At 59.6% G+C, this 16,843-nt stretch carries 16 protein-coding genes and 4 tRNA genes; 18 read left to right on the top strand and 2 right to left on the bottom strand.

What is annotated here, in order from left to right; genetic code table 11:
- Positions 1-71: 71 nt before the first annotated feature.
- Complete coding sequence (locus tag ACWTV3_RS01795) at positions 72-1,151, top strand: ammonium transporter (protein WP_498476571.1); 1,080 nt, start codon at positions 72-74, stop codon at positions 1,149-1,151.
- On the opposite strand, the gene ACWTV3_RS01790 is transcribed toward ACWTV3_RS01795, so the two are convergent.
- Entirely contained in the window at positions 1,047-1,904 is an 858-nt protein-coding gene (locus ACWTV3_RS01790) for an EI24 domain-containing protein (RefSeq protein WP_498476570.1), read from the bottom strand. The genes ACWTV3_RS01795 and ACWTV3_RS01790 overlap by 105 nt on opposite strands.
- Before the next feature lie 80 nt (positions 1,905-1,984).
- Positions 1,985-2,057, bottom strand: a tRNA-Val gene (locus ACWTV3_RS01785).
- A gap of 115 nt (positions 2,058-2,172) precedes the next feature.
- On the opposite strand from ACWTV3_RS01785, the gene ACWTV3_RS01780 reads away from it, so the two are divergent.
- The 17 genes from ACWTV3_RS01780 to secF all read left to right on the top strand — a co-directional run bounded on the left by ACWTV3_RS01780 (position 2,173) and on the right by secF (position 16,835).
- Positions 2,173-2,244, top strand: a tRNA-Gly gene (locus tag ACWTV3_RS01780).
- A 40-nt stretch (positions 2,245-2,284) separates the two neighbouring features.
- A tRNA-Cys gene (locus ACWTV3_RS01775) sits at positions 2,285-2,355 on the top strand.
- Positions 2,356-2,423: 68 nt separating this feature from the next.
- Positions 2,424-2,495: transfer RNA gene (locus tag ACWTV3_RS01770), tRNA-Val, on the top strand.
- A 168-nt stretch (positions 2,496-2,663) separates the two neighbouring features.
- Positions 2,664-4,481: a glycosyltransferase gene (locus tag ACWTV3_RS01765; protein WP_498476569.1), complete on the top strand. Its 1,818-nt coding sequence runs from the start codon at positions 2,664-2,666 to the stop codon at positions 4,479-4,481.
- On the top strand, positions 4,474-5,628 hold the full coding sequence (locus ACWTV3_RS01760) for a hypothetical protein (RefSeq protein WP_498476568.1): 1,155 nt from the start codon (positions 4,474-4,476) through the stop codon (positions 5,626-5,628). Before ACWTV3_RS01765 ends, ACWTV3_RS01760 begins: the two co-directional genes overlap by 8 nt.
- A 96-nt stretch (positions 5,629-5,724) precedes the next feature.
- Positions 5,725-7,638, top strand: a complete 1,914-nt coding sequence (thrS, locus tag ACWTV3_RS01755; RefSeq protein WP_498477927.1) for a threonine--tRNA ligase — start codon at positions 5,725-5,727, stop codon at positions 7,636-7,638.
- A gap of 3 nt (positions 7,639-7,641) precedes the next feature.
- Complete coding sequence (locus ACWTV3_RS01750; protein ID WP_498476567.1) at positions 7,642-8,205, top strand: HIT family protein; 564 nt, start codon at positions 7,642-7,644, stop codon at positions 8,203-8,205.
- Between the two features lie 50 nt (positions 8,206-8,255).
- Positions 8,256-9,158 carry a pyridoxal 5'-phosphate synthase lyase subunit PdxS gene (gene pdxS / locus ACWTV3_RS01745; protein ID WP_498476566.1) on the top strand — a complete coding sequence of 301 codons (903 nt, stop codon included), beginning with the start codon at positions 8,256-8,258 and terminating at the stop codon, positions 9,156-9,158.
- Positions 9,148-9,759, top strand: coding sequence for a pyridoxal 5'-phosphate synthase glutaminase subunit PdxT (gene pdxT, locus ACWTV3_RS01740; RefSeq protein WP_498476565.1), 612 nt, complete (start codon positions 9,148-9,150; stop codon positions 9,757-9,759). The genes pdxS and pdxT overlap by 11 nt, the downstream gene beginning before the upstream one ends.
- A gap of 18 nt (positions 9,760-9,777) precedes the next feature.
- On the top strand, positions 9,778-10,392 hold the full coding sequence (locus ACWTV3_RS01735; protein ID WP_498476564.1) for a hypothetical protein: 615 nt from the start codon (positions 9,778-9,780) through the stop codon (positions 10,390-10,392).
- 51 nt (positions 10,393-10,443) lie between these two features.
- Complete coding sequence (locus ACWTV3_RS01730; protein WP_498476563.1) at positions 10,444-11,202, top strand: YebC/PmpR family DNA-binding transcriptional regulator; 759 nt, start codon at positions 10,444-10,446, stop codon at positions 11,200-11,202.
- Positions 11,203-11,211: 9 nt separating this feature from the next.
- A complete protein-coding gene (gene ruvC / locus ACWTV3_RS01725) occupies positions 11,212-11,841 on the top strand; it encodes a crossover junction endodeoxyribonuclease RuvC (RefSeq protein ID WP_498477926.1) in 630 nt (209 codons plus the stop codon).
- On the top strand, positions 11,838-12,455 hold the full coding sequence (gene ruvA / locus ACWTV3_RS01720) for a Holliday junction branch migration protein RuvA (RefSeq protein ID WP_498476562.1): 618 nt from the start codon (positions 11,838-11,840) through the stop codon (positions 12,453-12,455). Before ruvC ends, ruvA begins: the two co-directional genes overlap by 4 nt.
- Positions 12,455-13,489 carry a Holliday junction branch migration DNA helicase RuvB gene (gene ruvB / locus ACWTV3_RS01715; RefSeq protein WP_498476561.1) on the top strand — a complete coding sequence of 345 codons (1,035 nt, stop codon included), beginning with the start codon at positions 12,455-12,457 and terminating at the stop codon, positions 13,487-13,489. The genes ruvA and ruvB overlap by 1 nt, the downstream gene beginning before the upstream one ends.
- Before the next feature lie 65 nt (positions 13,490-13,554).
- Positions 13,555-13,974 carry a preprotein translocase subunit YajC gene (locus ACWTV3_RS01710; RefSeq protein WP_498476560.1) on the top strand — a complete coding sequence of 140 codons (420 nt, stop codon included), beginning with the start codon at positions 13,555-13,557 and terminating at the stop codon, positions 13,972-13,974.
- Between the two features lie 108 nt (positions 13,975-14,082).
- The gene (gene secD / locus ACWTV3_RS01705) at positions 14,083-15,819 is read left to right on the top strand and encodes a protein translocase subunit SecD (RefSeq protein WP_498476559.1); all 1,737 of its coding nucleotides are present in this window, start codon (positions 14,083-14,085) and stop codon (positions 15,817-15,819) included.
- Positions 15,819-16,835, top strand: coding sequence for a protein translocase subunit SecF (secF, locus tag ACWTV3_RS01700; RefSeq protein ID WP_498476558.1), 1,017 nt, complete (start codon positions 15,819-15,821; stop codon positions 16,833-16,835). Before secD ends, secF begins: the two co-directional genes overlap by 1 nt.
- The last annotated feature ends 8 nt before the right edge of the window (positions 16,836-16,843 follow it).

Here is a 16,843-nt window from a genome sequence, read left to right as displayed (position 1 = left end):
ACTCGAACAATTACGAGTGGAGTGTTGTGCGGTGATCCATTGGGCGCGAAACTGGTGCGGGGAGGGCAACAGTGACGGCAGATTTAGCGGCGGCGAGCCTAGGGGCGGTCGCATTGTTGCTGCTGTTAGTGGCGCTCATCGTTCTGTACGCGAGCACCTTGCCTGCCGCGACGTGGACCGCGCTGACAATCTCCTCGCTAGCCTGCGCCGCTCCGGGCGCCGTTGCGTGGCTGGTCATCGTTCCGGCATTGTCCGTCGACTTACGCACGGTAATGATGCCTTCGCTAGCCGCTTTAGGCGCCGTCTGCTGTTTCCTCGTCACTCTGGTGTCGCGAAGTTCTGGCGCGCCCCTCTGGCGGAGCGTTGCTTATAGCTGTGTGTGGGGCATCGCCGTGTATGTCCCAATTGCCGTGCGCACGTTCGAGCCGTTTGGGACGACGACACCGCTGGGGCTGAGTCCGATCGATCATGGTGGCGCCTTGGTCATGAGCGTCGCGGTCGGTGCCAGCATGCTCGCCGTGCTCGTCGTGGAGCGGCGTTCTCTCATCCGTGGTGCGCGTAAGGCCGTTCCTGTGCGTGTTGGCATTACCGCGCTCGTTCTTGCTGTGTTGGGATGGCTGGCATGGCTTGTGGGAGCTGAATTCGCGTTCGATGACGTGGTGGGCCTCATCGTGGCCAATGGCGCTGTGAGCGCGATGTTTGGCGCATTGGGCTGGTGCATCGTGCAACTGATCAACCACGGCACGATCAGACTCAAATCGCTTGCCGGTGGCCTCATTAGCGGCCTTATTGCGGTCTCTGCCGGCGCACCGTTGTTCACTCCGGTCTCCGCGGCCGTCGCTGGCTTTATTGCAGGCGCCGTTGCGTGTGCATTTACTGTGCGCAAAGGGTCGCCTTTGGGCAACCAACTTCGGTTTCTGGTCAACACCCACCTCATTGGTGGGAGCATCGGGGTCGTATCTCTTGGTGTGTTAGCTACAGGTTCGGGGTTCCTCTTCACCGGTCAAACTTTCATCTTTGAACAGCAGCTTCAGAGCGTGCTCGCCTCAGCGGGCTTTGCGTTTGTTGTCTCGTCGCTCGTGTGGTGGCTCTTGGGCCGTATTGGTCGTCGCAGCGAGGTCGTTGAGCCGCGCATCCTCGCCAAGAACTGAACGGGTCAACAGTGTCGCGCCGGCAACTGCAGCGGGCATAGCGAGCACGGCCCCGAAAGGGATCAAGAAAACTACGTAGGTCGCAGCCCCTAGCCCCAGCGCTCGCGCGCGTGACGCTCGTAGTGTGCGCCGCCGAGCCGTGAGGTGGAGTCCACGGGATTCGAAAGGGATGTTGCTGAGCTCCACGACCAGCAACCATCCACCCAGGAGTGCGCCAGCTGTCGCTGCGATGACTCCTCCGGCAATGGGGATGAACCCCAACGCGAACACGAGGACAGCGAGTCCCACGGTGGGGATCAATACCCGGAGTCCTTCCCCGATTCCACGGCGGAGGTCGCGCCAGAAGCCTTGAGGCTGTTGTTCCGGGGGAGCACAGTGTACGGCGTCCACGTGGGTGGCGATCAATCGATAAAACGAGTCGCCCACCATCAAGGTGATCGTGGTGTAGGTGTTCAGAATGACGAGGATGCTCGCCACGATGAGAGCCAGACCCGCCGCGAAGTGGGTGGCAGCCTGCGCGACTTCACCCCATTCGCGAGCGAACGGAGTGATTGAGACGGCGATGACCTCAATGTTGACGATCAGGGCAACAAGCACGGCAATCGCGGCGATGCCCACGATGGCGGCAGGGATCATTCCCAGCAACATCAGCCGAGGGGCGGTGATCCACATTCGAAACCCGCGAAAAAGAAATCCGACGCCCGAAAAAAATTCTCGCAACACAGATGCGCGACGTGGAGAGGGAGCTGACATTCCTCAAGGCTACCGGGCAGGCCACCGACACTAGCCTCGATGATCCGCGGATTTCAGCGGCAAGACGCGGGAAATAACGGTGGGCGATACCGGACTCGAACCGATGACCTCTTCCGTGTGAAGGAAGCGCGCTACCAACTGCGCCAATCGCCCGCAGACCAATCTTCGCATATCTCGACGACACGCTCGCGGCCGAATTGGAACTTCGCGCACTCTTCGTATACAGTCATCTAGCACGCGAAAACGGGTAACCGAATAGCTTGCAAATGCGGATGTGGCGCAGTGGTAGCGCATAACCTTGCCAAGGTTAGGGTCGCGAGTTCGAATCTCGTCATCCGCTCGAATGAGAAGTGTCAGCCTCGTTGACACTTCTCATGTGCGGTGGAGTGGCCGAGAGGCGAGGCAGCGGCCTGCAAAGCCGTATACGCGGGTTCAAATCCCGTCTCCACCTCGTAACGAGTGTTCAGCCGGTTTCCCGGTTGGTGTTTGTAACTTGGTTAGTTTCTAACTAAATAGCATGAGCGATTGGCGCAGCGGTAGCGCGCTTCCCTGACACGGAAGAGGTCGCTGGTTCGATCCCAGTATCGCTCACAGATGAAGCCCCGGTTCGCCGGGGCTTCTGCTTTTTAACCACGCGAGGATATCTCCCGCGGGCGCGACGGTTCACTCTCCCGCGTGGCTCTCTTCTGAACGCCGCACATGCGCAAATATGGGCGCATGGGGAAAACTCGCACGCCGTCGAAACAGAGCAGAGCATTCGTGAAGCTGTTGCTCGACGAAGGGCTGGCAACGCCCGCGCAAATCGCTGAGGCGCGCGACGCGAAGGCACGCTCCGGTGTTCACATCGATCAAACTTTGGCGAGCCGCGGCTATCTCAACGACGCTGCGTTGGTTGATGTGATTTCCCGCGTGTGGGGTATCGAACGCGCCCAGATGACAGAGGTTGATGGAGAGTTTGCGCGGCAGTGGAGCGGGCAGCTCTATATCGCCGAGAACTGGATGCCGCTGCGTGAGCTCGCCGATGGCCGCGCCCTCGTCGCGACAGCTCGTGTTCCTGATGACGAGCGAAGTGAGCGCATCGCCACCGCCCTCGGCAGGGGAGTGGTGTTCGTAGCGGCAACCTCCGCGCAAATCTGGCACTCGATCCTCGATGTCTTCGGCCCGGCGATCGCCGATCAAGCGGCAAATGAGTTGTGGAACAGAAATCCCGTGCTCTCCGCCAGAACCGTGGCTTCCCGAGGCCAAAAGATCGGGCTAATCATCCTCCTGATCGTGTTCACTGTTGCGCTGGTGTTGTGGCCCGCCGCAACGGTTATCGCGCTGATAGCCATCACGAGTCTCGTTTTTCTCGCGGGCACGGCCTTCAAATTCTTCATTTCCTTGCGCGGAGCACGTTTCGACCTCGTCGAGCGAGTGTCGGATAGCGAGGTCGACGCACTCGATGACGACACACTGCCGCGGTACACCGTGCTTGTGCCTGTATTCAAAGAGGCAAATATTGTCGCGCAGCTCGTAAAGAACCTGGGCGGCATCGATTGGCCCACTAACCGGCTCGAAGTCTTCGTACTGATTGAGGAATCGGATGACGAAACGAGAGCGGCGTTTGAGGCGAGCTCTCCTCCCGACCATTTTCAGATCATCACGATTCCGGCTGGGCATCCGCAGACGAAACCGCGCGCCTGCAATGTGGGGTTGTTCTTCGCCACGGGGGACTACCTCGTCATCTTCGATGCCGAAGATACGCCTGAACCCGATCAACTCAAGAAGGCGTACATTTCGTTCCAGCGCGGTGGCGAGAAGACCGTCTGCGTCCAGGCCGCGTTGAACTACTTCAATGCCAGCGAGAACGTGCTCACTCGGATGTTTTCACTCGAGTACGGCTACTGGTTCGACTACATGCTCTCTGGCTTGGACTCGCTGGATCTGCCCATCCCGCTTGGCGGCACGTCGAACCACTTCCGTACAGAAGCTCTCAAGAGCTTGGGCGGTTGGGACCCGTACAACGTGACGGAGGATGCCGACCTGGGAATCCGTGCCAGTGCGCTGGGGTATCGCGTGGGAGTCGTTAACTCGGCGACCATGGAGGAGGCGAACAAGTCGATCCCCAACTTCATCCGACAACGCAGCCGTTGGATCAAGGGCTATATGCAGACAACGTTGGTGCATGCACGACGCCCGCGCGCGCTGATGCGTCAGATCGGATTCTGGCGCTTTTGCAGTTTTGTTCTCTTGATTGCGGGCACCCCGGCAACGTTCTTGGGTGTGCTTCCGTTCTACGTTCTCACGATCCTGTCATTAGCGTTGCCCACCGAGTTCGTCGCTCAATTCTTCCCGGTGTGGTTGCTCTGGGTCTGCTTCCTCAACTTCGTTATCGGAAGCTCAGTCATGGTCTATCTGTCGATGATGGGGCCGTACAAGCGGGGAACTTTCGCGCTGGTGCCGTGGGCGCTGTTGAATCCGCTGTACTGGATTCTGCATTCAATCGCTTCTTACAAGGCGCTGTGGCAGCTCATTACGAAGCCGCACTACTGGGAGAAGACGGAGCATGGCCTGACGAGCCAGACCCACCATGAGTGAAACATCGACCAATACCCGGGCGCTCCGAATCGCGACCCGTCCGCCGCGCACGCGCCTTGACGTGTGGCCACGCCGTACGCCTCGACGGTGGATGCTCCGCGGCGTGTTCGCGCTGCCCTACGTGATCTTCGCACTCGTCGTTTTCATTCTGGGGGCGACCGATTCTCCGAATGCCACTCTCGTAGACCGCGCTACTCAGATTGACTGGGACCGAGCGGATGCTCAGTGGCTGGGGGATATTTTCCCGCCCATCAGCACGCTGCTCGCCGGCTTCGTTCCCGGTGGCGCGCTCACCCTTTCGATCATCGGTGCGCTCAGCGCGGGCATCTTCCTGCAAAAGCTCATCGAGATTATGGTTCAGCGACGTTTTGCCCGCTCAACAATCGTGATCCTGATGATGGCGCTTGCCCTCAACCCGCTCTTCTTCTACAACGCGACGCAAAACTGTGCGGCATTCTTGGGCCTCTTGCTCTTCGGTTTGGGCCTCTCGCACATCGTGCGTTTCATCACGTGGGGAAACACAGAATCAGGCTTTCGCACGGGAATTTACTTTATGGTGGCGGTGCTTACTGACGTCACTGCGCTTGTCTACGTCACGGCAGCTGCGGTTTCGGCTCCGTTCCTCCGGCATCGGCGGGCCGGGGTTGCGGGTAACCGCCGTGCGAACGCTCTTGTCATCCTGTATCCGGCCGCGTCGGCGCTGCTCTCTTTAGCGGCTCTGAATGCTCTCTTCCTTGGACGTCCGTTTGCGGGCGCCACTCAGACCGCGTTTACCGGGTTTGGCGAGCGACTCATCGTCGTGGCCGAGTTCTTTTCCACGGTAGAGGGAATGATCGTGATCGCTCCTCTCGTGAGCGCGTGGATGGTCGCCCTGATCGTGCGGAGACCTGGCGCGATCATCATCTCGACACTCGTGTTCGCTGCCTTCATCGTCGGCTTTGCACTCGGATTGCTTCCCAGCGGCTCGACAGGAAACATTTTCATGGCGATGACCCTTCTGGCGATCGCGCTCATCCCAACGGCGCGCACGGACAGGGGCACACTGATGATTGCCCTTGTCGGAATCTTCCAGTTGGCCGTCGGCTGGGCGACCGCACTCACCAGTACGGCTTTCGCCCAGTGGTTCAGCCAGATCTTTGGTGGCTAGCGGCGGCGGATGACACGGGTTCGCTCCGAACGCCGCTAAAGTTGTTGTGTGAGTAACACTGGATTTGAGCTGTTTACCGACCGCAACGTCGTCGCCATGCGCGTCAACGGTGAGTTGAAAGATCTCGCCGCGACAGTAACTGACACGGATGAGGTCGAGGCCGTCACTATCGACTCGCCCGATGGACTCAACATCCTTCGTCATTCGGCCGCCCACGTCGCGGCTCAGGCTATCCAGACGATCAACCCGCAGGCCAAGCTCGGTATTGGCCCGCCCGTCACCGATGGTTTCTACTACGACTTCGACGTCGAGGAGCCGTTCACTCCAGAAGATCTCAAGGCCATCACTAAAGCGATGGACCGCATCATCCGTCAGGGCCAGCGCTTTCAGCGTCGTGTCGTGACTGAGGCTGAGGCTCGTGCCGAGCTCGCTGACGAGCCGTACAAGCTTGAACTGATCGGTCTCAAGGGCTCTGTCGATGACAGCGAAGTGGATGGCGACAACGAGTCCGTCGAGGTCGGTGGCGCCGAATTGACGATCTACGACAACGTCGATGGCAAGACGGGCGAGGTCTACTGGAAAGACCTGTGTCGTGGCCCGCACCTTCCCAATACCCGCATGATCGGCAATGGATGGTCGCTTACGCGCACTGCTGCCGCCTACTGGCGTGGCTCGGAGAAAAACAAGCAGCTTCAGCGCGTGTACGGAACGGCGTGGCCGACCAAGGACGAACTGCGTGCCTACCAGGCGCGTCAGGAGGAGGCTCTCAAGCGCGATCACCGCAAGCTGGGCGCTGAACTCGACCTGTTCTCGTTCCCGGACGAAATCGGCTCTGGGCTCGCAGTCTTTCATCCCAATGGCGGCATCATCCGGCACGAAATGGAAAACTACTCACGCACACGTCATCTGCAAGAGGGCTATGCGTTCGTCAACACTCCGCACATCACAAAGTCGACACTGTTCGAGACCTCTGGACACTTGGGCTGGTACAAGGACGGAATGTTCCCGGCGATGCATCTCGACGAGGCTCGCAACGAAGAGGGCGAGATCACGCGCCAGGGTGCTGACTACTACCTCAAGCCCATGAACTGCCCGATGCACATCCTGATCTACAAGTCGAGCGGTCGCTCGTATCGCGATTTGCCGATGCGCTTGTTCGAATTCGGCACTGTTTATCGCAATGAGAAGTCGGGCGTTATCCACGGCCTCACGCGCGTTCGTGGGCTTACTCAAGATGATGCCCACCTCTTCACTGCGAAAGAAGGGATGAAGCAAGAACTCACGAACACCCTGAATTTCGTTCTCTCCCTGCTGCGCGATTACGGTCTTTCAGACTTCTATCTTGAGCTCTCGACGAAGAACCCTGAAAAGTATGTCGGCGACGACGACGTGTGGGAAGAAGCAACCCAGACTCTCGCTGAAGTTGCTGCCGAGACGGGCCTCGAACTTGTTCCTGACCCGGGCGGGGCTGCGTTCTATGGCCCGAAGATTTCAGTACAGGCTCGCGATGCTATCGGCCGCACGTGGCAAATGTCGACCGTTCAGCTCGACTTCAACCTGCCGGAGCGATTCGACCTGGAGTACACAGCGGCAGATGGTTCGCGTCAGCGCCCCGTGATGATCCACCGTGCACTCTTCGGCTCGATTGAGCGCTTCTTTGGCGTGCTCACGGAGCACTACGCCGGTGCCTTCCCCGTCTGGCTGTCGCCAGTTCAGGTCGTCGGAATCCCCGTCGCAGAGGCGTACGAGGAGTACTTGGCTGGCGTTATCGATCAGCTCAAGGCCCTCGGCGTTCGCGCCGAATTGGATGCCTCGAGCGAGCGCATGCAAAAGAAGATCCGTACCCACACGAAGTCGAAGATCCCGTTCCAGCTCATCGCTGGCGAACAGGATCAGGCTGCGGGTTCGGTGAGCTTCCGTTTCCGTGATGGAACTCAAGAGAACGGCATCCCGATTGCGGATGCTATCGCCCGCATCACTGACGCGATCGCGACGCGAGCGCAGGTTTAGTTCGTGCACGACTACGACGGTTCTGAGCTGCCCGCGGGGGAGTCGAGTTCTGACTTCGCCGCGGTGCCCGACGCTTTTCAGCGCTTGTGGACGCCGCATCGCATCGCCTACATCACCGACCAGACGCAGCCGGATAAGGATGACTGCCCGTTCTGTGTCGCGCCCACGCTTGACGATGAGAAGGCTCTCATCGTTGCGCGCGGAACGCACGCCTACGTGTTGCTGAACCTGTTTCCTTATAACAGCGGTCACCTGCTGGTGTGCCCGTATCGTCACGTGCCGCTCTACGACGAGGCAACTGAGGAAGAGACCGCTGAGATCGCAGCTCTTACCCAGACCGCCATGCGAGTGCTGCGCGAGACTTCCAAGGCTCACGGCTTCAACATCGGGATGAACCAAGGCGCTCTGGCTGGCGCCGGTATCGCCAATCACTTGCACCAGCATGTTGTTCCGCGGTGGGCTACTGACTCGAACTTCTTCCCGATCGTGGCCGGCACGAAGGCGATTCCGCGACTGCTCGGTGAAGTTCGGGATGAGCTCGCGAAGGCGTGGCCGACGAACCACTGAGTTCAAATTGGCTGCATTCTTTTGGTGGATCCGGTCTTAGCGTTGAAGCTATGAGCGAGAACACTTCATCCAACGAATCGGGTACGAGCCGCGTCAAGCGCGGACTGGCAGAAATGCTCAAGGGCGGCGTCATCATGGATGTCGTCAACGCTGAGCAGGCAAAGATTGCCGAGGATGCCGGCGCCGTTGCCGTCATGGCCCTCGAGCGCGTGCCTGCCGACATCCGTTCGCAGGGTGGCGTTGCTCGCATGAGTGATCCCGATCTCATTGACGGAATCATCGAGGCTGTCTCGATCCCTGTCATGGCGAAGGCTCGTATCGGGCACTTCGTTGAAGCTCAAGTTCTTCAGGCTCTCAAGGTCGACTACATCGACGAGTCCGAAGTGTTGAGCCCCGCTGACTATGTGAATCACATCGACAAGTGGAACTTCGACGTTCCCTTCGTCTGTGGCGCGACCAACCTGGGCGAAGCTCTCCGCCGCGTCACCGAGGGTGCTGCGATGATCCGCTCGAAGGGCGAAGCTGGTACCGGCGACGTTTCTGAGGCGACCAAGCACATCCGTACCATCAAGGGCCAGATCAACGAGCTCCGCTCTAAGTCGGTCGACGAACTGTATGTCGCCGCGAAGGAACTGCAGGCACCGTACGAACTCGTTCGCGAAGTAGCGCAGAGTGGCAAGCTTCCCGTCGTTCTCTTTACCGCTGGTGGAGTAGCCACGCCGGCCGATGCTGCGTTGATGATGCAGCTCGGCGCCGACGGTGTCTTCGTCGGTTCGGGAATCTTCAAGTCGGGTAACCCGGCGCAGCGTGCCGCAGCGATCGTCAAGGCGACGACCTTCTTCGATGACCCCAATGTCATCGCTGAGACCTCGCGTGGTCTGGGCGAGGCCATGGTGGGCATCAACGTTTCTGACCTTGCTGCACCGCACCGCCTCTCCGAGCGTGGCTGGTAACCCTTCCGTCGATCAGCTTCCCATTGGGGTTCTTGCTCTTCAGGGTGATTTTCGTGAGCACTTGCAGGTGCTCCAGCAGCTCGGTGAAACCGCAGTAGCGGTCAAAACTCCGGAGCAGTTGGAGCACATTGCAGGTCTCATCATTCCTGGCGGCGAGTCGAGTGTGATCGACAAGCTTTCGCGGCTCTATGGTCTTTTCGAGCCGATTCGCACTGCTATCCACGCGGGGCTTCCCGCCTACGGAACCTGTGCCGGGCTCATTATGCTGGCGGATACAGTTGAAGATTCGATCGAAGGTCAGCAGTCGTTCGGCGGCCTCGATGTGGTTGTTCGCCGCAATGCATTCGGCTCTCAGACGGACTCGTTCGAAACCGATCTGAGCATCCCGGAACTGGGGGAGAACCCCGTGCACGCCGTCTTTATCCGCGCTCCGGTGGTCGAAAGCATCGGCGCTCGGGCTCGAGCTCTCGCAACGTTGGATGACGGCCGCATTGTCGCGGTGGAACAGGGCAACCTGCTCGGCACGTCGTTCCATCCCGAAATTACGGGTGATGCGCGATTCCACGAGTATTTCGTGCGTCGAGTCCGCGCCACGCAGTAGTTCCTGCATCATGGGGGAATGCAACTGTATGCCGACCAGCCCGCGCGTCGAGCGCGTCAAATCATTGCTGACTTGATTTCCCTCGGGTTCATCGCGGTGTGGATTGCTCTCGGTGTCTGGGTCTATCAGCTCATCGCTGCCTTTCAGGAACTTGGCGTTCGGATGCAGGAGGCCGGGGCCGGATTCGAATCAACGATGGTCGAACTGGGCGACACACTCGGCGCGGTCCCGCTGATCGGATCGGGCATCCGGGCACCGTTCGACGGTGCGAGCGAAGCAGGGGCAGCGCTGGAATCCGCGGGGCAAAGCCAGCAAGCCTCAGTCGAGGCCGCAGCGATCGGCATCGGGCTGTTCATCGGCATCGTGCCTGTAGCGCTCATTCTTCTCGTGTGGCTGCTGCCGCGCATCCGTTTCGCTGCACGGGCCAGCGAAGCAAAGCGGCTGCTGGCCACGCCGGGTGGGGCCGATTTGCTTGCTCTCCGTGCGCTCTCGGCGCTCAGTTTGACGGAACTAGCGCGGGTCTCCGAGGCTCCGGCCGCAGAATGGCGAGCGGGAAACAGCGCGACTGTGGCGCGACTAGCCCAATTGCAATTGGCTGAGTTGGGGCTCCGTAGCTCGCTTGAAGAACGCTAGCGCGGGGATTCGCGCAGTCGAGCGAGGTTCATACGCGTTAGAATGTCCCTTATGTCAGGGCATTCTAAATGGGCAACTACCAAGCACAAGAAGGCGATTACAGACTCTCGCCGCGCGAAGGCTTTCGCGAAACTAATCAAGAATATTGAGGTCGCCGCCAAAATTGGAGGCGCTGACCTTTCGGGAAACCCGACTCTTGTCGACGCCATTCAGAAGGCAAAAAAGACGTCGGTACCCAACGACAACATCGATCGAGCGGTCAAGCGCGGCTCAGGCCAGCTCGGCGACGCCGTTGAGTACCTCAACATCATGTACGAAGGCTATGGCCCCAACGGCGTAGCGCTCATGGTCGAATGTCTGACCGATAACAAAAACCGCGCTGCAGCAGACGTTCGCACGATCATGAGCCGCAACGGTGGGTCGCTCGCAGATCCCGGCAGCGTGGCTTACAACTTCGAACGCAAGGGCGTTATCTCGATCACGAAGACCGAGGGCGTCTCAGAAGACGACATCCTCATGGCTGTGCTCGACGCTGGCGCCGAAGAGGTTAAGAACCACGGTGAGGGCTTTGAAGTCATCACCGATACTGCTCACTTGGTCGAATCGCGCAACGCTTTGCAGTCCGCCGGGATCGACTACGACTCCTCCGAAGCAGAGTTTGTTCCTAACCTCAAGGTTGAGGTCGACGCCGACACTGCGCGCAAGGTTTTCAAGTTGATTGATGCGCTAGAAGAGTCTGACGACGTGCAGAACATCTACTCGAACTTTGACATCAGCCCCGAGGTGCAAGCCGAACTCGACGAGGACTAGTCGATGACCCTGCGGGTAATCGGGATTGATCCCGGTCTCACGCGCTGTGGTGTCGGAGTGGTCGACGTAGCTCCCAATCGGCGGGCAACGCTCGTTTATGTTGGAGTCGTTCGTACGCCGCCAGAGATGGCGCTCGAAGAGCGACTGCGGGTGATCGGTGAAGGTATCGATGCGGTGATTGGCGAGTACGAGCCAACGCAGCTCTCTCTCGAACGAGTCTTTGCTCAAAACAATCTCAGTACAGTGATGGGCACTGCTCAAGCGAGCGGCGTCGCGATGTATGTGGCCGCGCACCGGGGGCTTTCCGTCTCGCTGCACACTCCGACCGAAGTCAAACTTGCGATTACTGGCTTCGGCGGAGCTGACAAGAAGCAAGTGGGCACCATGGTTGCCCGGGTTCTTGGTCTAGCCGAGGCGCCTACACCAGCGGATGCCGCAGATGCGTGTGCCCTAGCGATCTGCGGTGCGTGGAAGAGTGGCCCGGGTTTCTCGACGGCGCCCCGCTCAGCCGCCGCTGATGCTCGGGCTCGCGGGTCTCTTCCAACCCCAGCGTCCTCGAGCGGCTCCGGTCTTACCCCCGCGCAGGAGGCGTGGCGGTCGGCAGAGAAGTCGGCGGGTGCTCGTAGGCTGAACTTATGATTTCTTCCCTTCGTGGCACCGTTCTCGCCGCGGTCGGAACCTCACTCGTTATCGAAGTTGGGGGAGTCGGGCTCAGTGTGAGCGTTACCCCCGAGCACGCCCTGTCGGTGCGAGTAGGTTCTGAAACCCAAGTCAATACCGCGCTCATCGTGCGCGAAGACGACCTTGCCCTGTACGGCTTCCGGTCATCCGACGAGCTCGAGGTCTTCAACCTCTTGCGGGGTGTCACCGGCGTCGGCCCCAAGAGCGCGATGGGGGTTCTTGCTGCGCTCTCACCCGATGACGTTGCTCGCGCTGTCACTGAAGAAAACGACTCTGCTTTTCGCAAGGTCTCGGGTATCGGCCCCAAAACTGCCAAGCTCATCGTGCTGAATCTGGCCGGCAAGCTCATCGTGTCGACGCGCCAGCCTGGGGTTGCCTCCGTTCGCGCGAACTCGGTCTCTGAACAAGTGTCGATGGCTTTGCAAGGTCTGGGGTGGCCTGAGAAGCTCGCTCAACCGGCTGCCGAGAGTGCACTGCGTGATGCGAGCGAAGCAGAGTTTAACGACGTTCAAGCGATTCTTCGCCGGGCGATCTTGCTTGTCGGCTCGCGCAGTGGCAAGGCAGGTTCTTAATGTTTGACAGCGGCGACGAAGTGGTGGCGAACCCAGCTGTTGAGTCGGATGCCGAACTCGCGTTCGAGGGAGCGTTGCGGCCCGCCTCTCTCGCAGAGTTCGTTGGGCAAACGAAAGTGCGCGGCCAACTGCAGCTTCTGCTGCGCGCTGCGGCGATGCAGAACCGCACCGCCGACCACATTCTTCTCGCCGGGCCTCCCGGCCTGGGCAAGACGACGCTCGCGATGATTGTGGCTCATGAGAGCGAGAGGCCGTTGCGACTCTCGAGCGGCCCCGCGATCCAACACGCGGGGGATCTTGCGGCAGTGCTGTCCTCGCTGCTTCCCGGCGAAGTTCTCTTCATCGACGAAATCCACCGCATGGCGCGCTCAGCCGAAGAGATGCTCTACCTCGCGATGGAAGACTTCAGAATCGACATTATGGTGGGCAAGGGGGCCGGAGCGACATCGATCCCTCTGGATATCGCTCCCTTTACTCTGGTCGGCGCGACCACCCGCTCGGGGTTGCTCCCTAATCCGCTCCGCGATCGTTTTGGTTTTACCGCTCACCTTGAGTTTTACGACGAGGCAGAGTTGGAGCGCGTCATCGCGCGCACGGCAGGGATGCTCGATCTTGACATCGATAAAGAGGCTGTCGCGGAGATCGCCGGGCGCTGCCGGGGCACTCCGCGTATCGCGAACCGACTCCTTCGACGCGTCCGCGACTATGCGCTTGTCAACGACACGGCCGCGAGTAAAGATGCCGTGCGCGCGGCACTTGAGCTTTACGACGTTGACGAACGGGGACTCGACCGCCTCGATCGAGCCGTGATGATGACTGTCCTCGAACGCTTCGACGGGGGACCAGTAGGCCTCAGCACTTTGGCGGTATCTGTCGGTGAAGAGGCTGAGACCGTAGAGTCCGTTGTTGAACCGTTCCTCGTGCGCGTTGGTTTGCTCACACGAACGCCCCGTGGACGAGTAGCGACACGGGCGGCGTGGGATCACTTCGGGATGACCGACAGGAATTCGAGCCCGGCTAGCGATGAACTATAGTTTTACTGGCTTAACACGCGCCTCAGCTTGAGCGCCAGGCCCACAGACCAACCGAAAGGTACCTCATGGATCCGCTTTCTATTGCGATGCTCGCCATTCTCGGCGTGCTCATCTTCTTCATGTTCCGCAACAGCCGCAAGCGCAAGGCTCAGATGGAAGAGCTGCGCGACCAGATGGTTCCCGGCGTAGAAGTAATGACCAACTTCGGTCTCTTCGGAACACTCATCACGATGGACACCGTCAAGAACGAAGCTGAGATCGAAATCAGCAAGGGTGTCGTCGTCAAGGTCCACAGCCAGACTCTCGCGAAGGTCGTCACCGAAGACGTCGTCGAAGATGGTGCTCCCCGTTCCGTTGAGGAAGCAATGGAGATCGCTAACCGTGAAGCTGCAGAGCGTGAAGCTGCATCGGATGACTCGACCGATTCTTCAACCCCTGAGTTCGGCGAGCTCTCCGACTCGAAGGACGACAAGTCCTCAAAGTAGAGGAACGTCGCCTGTAACCCACTAGTGTTGAGAGTCGTCCTACCCGAGGGTGGCTGTCGAACGGCGTGCGATTCTGCACTGCTCTGTCAAGAAAGCTGAGTCAAATAGGTGGCAAGAACAACCCCTGTGAAGAACGCCTGGCGGGCCATAGTCTGGCTCACAGCAATCACGGTGGGATTCACCGTCTTAGTTGGCGCTGGCTCCATCTTCGGTACGGCATCCTGGGCTCCCAAGCTCGCTCTTGACCTTCAGGGCGGAACGCAAATCGTTCTCGCCCCGCAGCTCGAAAGCGGACAAACCGTCTCGGGCGAGCAACTCGCTCAAGCTGTGTCGATCATTCGTGACCGTGTTGACGCCAGTGGAGTCTCCGAAGCTGAGATCACCACGCAAGGTGCGAGCAATGTCGTTGTCTCTCTCCCGGGGACACCGGACGATGAGACTCTCGCCCGAATTCAAGCGTCCGCCAAGCTCGAGTTCCGCCCGGTTCTTTATACCGATGTCGCGAGTACCGCTACAGCGGAAGAGACTCCTGATCCGGCCACGACGGATGCCCCAGACAGCGAGACAGCCACTCCCGAGCCCACGCTCGCGACTACTCCGACTGCAGCGCCGACCGATGCCAGCGATTTGAACTGGATCACCGATGCCCTCTTCGATGAGTTCAGCAACTTTGACTGCTCGTCGCTCGACAACTTCAGCGTTGCGCCTGCCGACGAAGCTCTTATTACCTGTGAAGCCGATGGTTCGTTCAAGTACATCCTTGGACCTGTTGAGGTCGAGGGCAGCACCATCACCGATGCGTCCGCTGGTCTCGTATCGAGTTCACAGGGCATTAGCACCGGCCAGTGGGGAGTGTTCCCGACCTTCAACTCAGAGGGCACTACCGCTGTCGCGGATATGACTACCCGCCTCTTCGGCTTCGACGAGACGGACCCGCGCAACCGTTTCGCCATCGTGCTCGATGGCCAAGTGATCTCCGCGCCGACGACTCAAGGCATCATCACCGGTGGCAACCCGCAGATCTCCGGAAGCTTCACGCAGGAGTCAGCGGAGATTCTGGCTGACCAGCTGAAGTTCGGTGCGCTTCCGATCGGCTTCGAGATCCAGAGCAGGGAGGACATCTCTGCGACATTGGGAACGTCGCAGCTGAACTCGGGGCTCATCGCAGGCCTCATCGGTTTGCTGCTGGTCGTTATCTATTCGCTCTTCCAGTACCGCCTGCTGGGTCTGGTCACCGTGGCATCGCTCATCGTCGCTGGTGTGCTGACTTACCTCGTGATCGCCTATCTATCCTGGCGTCATGGATACCGTCTGTCTCTGGCTGGTGTCGCTGGTTTGATCGTCGCAATCGGTTTCACGGCCGACTCGTTCATCGTGTACTTCGAACGAATTCGCGATGAGCTGCGTGACGGGCGTTCCTTGACCGGCGCTGTAGAAGCGGGCTGGAAGCGTGCGCTCCGCACAATCTTCGCGGCTAAGGCCGTCAACCTCCTCTCGGCGGTGGTGCTCTTCGTTCTCGCGGTCGGCAACGTTCGTGGGTTTGCTCTCACTCTGGGAATCACTACGGTGATCGACGTGCTCGTAGTGGTGCTCTTCACGCACCCGATGCTGCAGCTGCTCTCTACGACTCGGTTCTTCTCAAGTGGACACCCGCTGAGCGGACTTGACCCGAATGCGCTTGGCGCTGTTTACCGCGGCCGGGCGCAGTTCCGCACGCCCGTCGCTGCTAAGAATAAAACGGGCGCGAGTCGCGAAGCTGCTAGACGTCAAACAATTGCTGAACGAAAAGCTGCTGAGCTGGCGGGCCCTGCCCAAGATTCCAGCTCAGACGGAAAGGACTCCTGATGGCTAGCTTCTCTAAGTTCGGCAACGACCTTTACACCGGTGACGTCTCGATTAACTTCATCGGACGACGCAAGGTCTGGTACGCTCTCGCGGCAGTCCTGCTCGCCGTTTCGATCATCGTTCCGGCGCTCCGAGGCGGCTACGTCTTTGGCATCGAGTTCACCGGTGGTTCGCAATTTCAGATCGATTCGGTCGAGGCGCTTACCGATCCTGACGCGAGTATCGAGGCGCAGAACCTCGCCACCGAAACTGTGGTCGACGTCGTCGGCGACGCGGAGCCCAAGGTCACCGTCATTGGAACGAGTTCGCTTCGCGTCCAGACGGAGCAGTTGGAGACTGATGAGACCGATGAAGTTCGAGAAGCGCTAGCCGGCGCTTTCGGTGTCGATACAGACCTCGTCGCTGCATCCTTCGTTGGGCCTTCGTGGGGTGCTGACATCACTGGGTCCGCCCTGCGCGCTCTCGTTGTGTTCATCGCACTTGCCGCGATCATGATGGCGATCTACTTCCGTACGTGGAAGATGTCGATCGCAGCGATGATCGCGCTGCTTCATGACATCGTCATCACGGCGGGGGTCTATGGAATCTTCGGATTCGAGATCACGCCGTCGGCGGTGATCGGATTCCTCACCATTCTGGGATTCTCGCTGTATGACACGGTCGTCGTGTTCGACAAGATTCGAGAAAACACGTCGGAAGACGGATCGGAATCTCGTCGAACGTTCGCTGAGTCTGTGAACCTCGCTGTAAACCAGACGCTTGTCCGCTCGATCAATACCGGAGTTGTTGCAGCGCTGCCCGTTGCCGCCATCCTCTTCATCGGCGCCTACGTTCTGGGTGCAGGTACCCTGCGCGATATCGCGTTGGCCCTGTTCATCGGTATCGTCGTCGGCACGTATTCGACTATCTTCATCGCAGCGCCGCTGTACGCGCAGTTCCGTCAGAACGAGCCCGACATCCTCAGCCGCACCAAGCGACTGACGGCTGCTCGCGCCGCTGACAAGGGCAACAAGTAACCACGATG

It is taken from the genome of Salinibacterium sp. AL4.1, assembly GCF_059767305.1.
Note: the sequence above shows the minus strand (reverse complement) of the source record. Positions and strands in the feature narration are given on the sequence as shown.

What these genes read in the sequence shown, in the direction of transcription:
- ACWTV3_RS01790 (WP_498476570.1), bottom strand. Translation starts at nt 1,904, where the DNA reads ATGTCAGCTCCCTCTCCACGTCGCGCATCTGTGTTGCGAGAATTTTTT.
- ACWTV3_RS01760 (WP_498476568.1), top strand. Translation starts at nt 4,474, where the DNA reads ATGAGTGAAACATCGACCAATACCCGGGCGCTCCGAATCGCGACCCGT.
- thrS (WP_498477927.1), top strand. Translation starts at nt 5,725, where the DNA reads ATGCGCGTCAACGGTGAGTTGAAAGATCTCGCCGCGACAGTAACTGAC.
- pdxS (WP_498476566.1), top strand. Translation starts at nt 8,256, where the DNA reads ATGAGCGAGAACACTTCATCCAACGAATCGGGTACGAGCCGCGTCAAG.
- ACWTV3_RS01735 (WP_498476564.1), top strand. Translation starts at nt 9,778, where the DNA reads ATGCAACTGTATGCCGACCAGCCCGCGCGTCGAGCGCGTCAAATCATT.
- ACWTV3_RS01730 (WP_498476563.1), top strand. Translation starts at nt 10,444, where the DNA reads ATGTCAGGGCATTCTAAATGGGCAACTACCAAGCACAAGAAGGCGATT.
- ruvA (WP_498476562.1), top strand. Translation starts at nt 11,838, where the DNA reads ATGATTTCTTCCCTTCGTGGCACCGTTCTCGCCGCGGTCGGAACCTCA.
- ruvB (WP_498476561.1), top strand. Translation starts at nt 12,455, where the DNA reads ATGTTTGACAGCGGCGACGAAGTGGTGGCGAACCCAGCTGTTGAGTCG.
- ACWTV3_RS01710 (WP_498476560.1), top strand. Translation starts at nt 13,555, where the DNA reads ATGGATCCGCTTTCTATTGCGATGCTCGCCATTCTCGGCGTGCTCATC.
- secF (WP_498476558.1), top strand. Translation starts at nt 15,819, where the DNA reads ATGGCTAGCTTCTCTAAGTTCGGCAACGACCTTTACACCGGTGACGTC.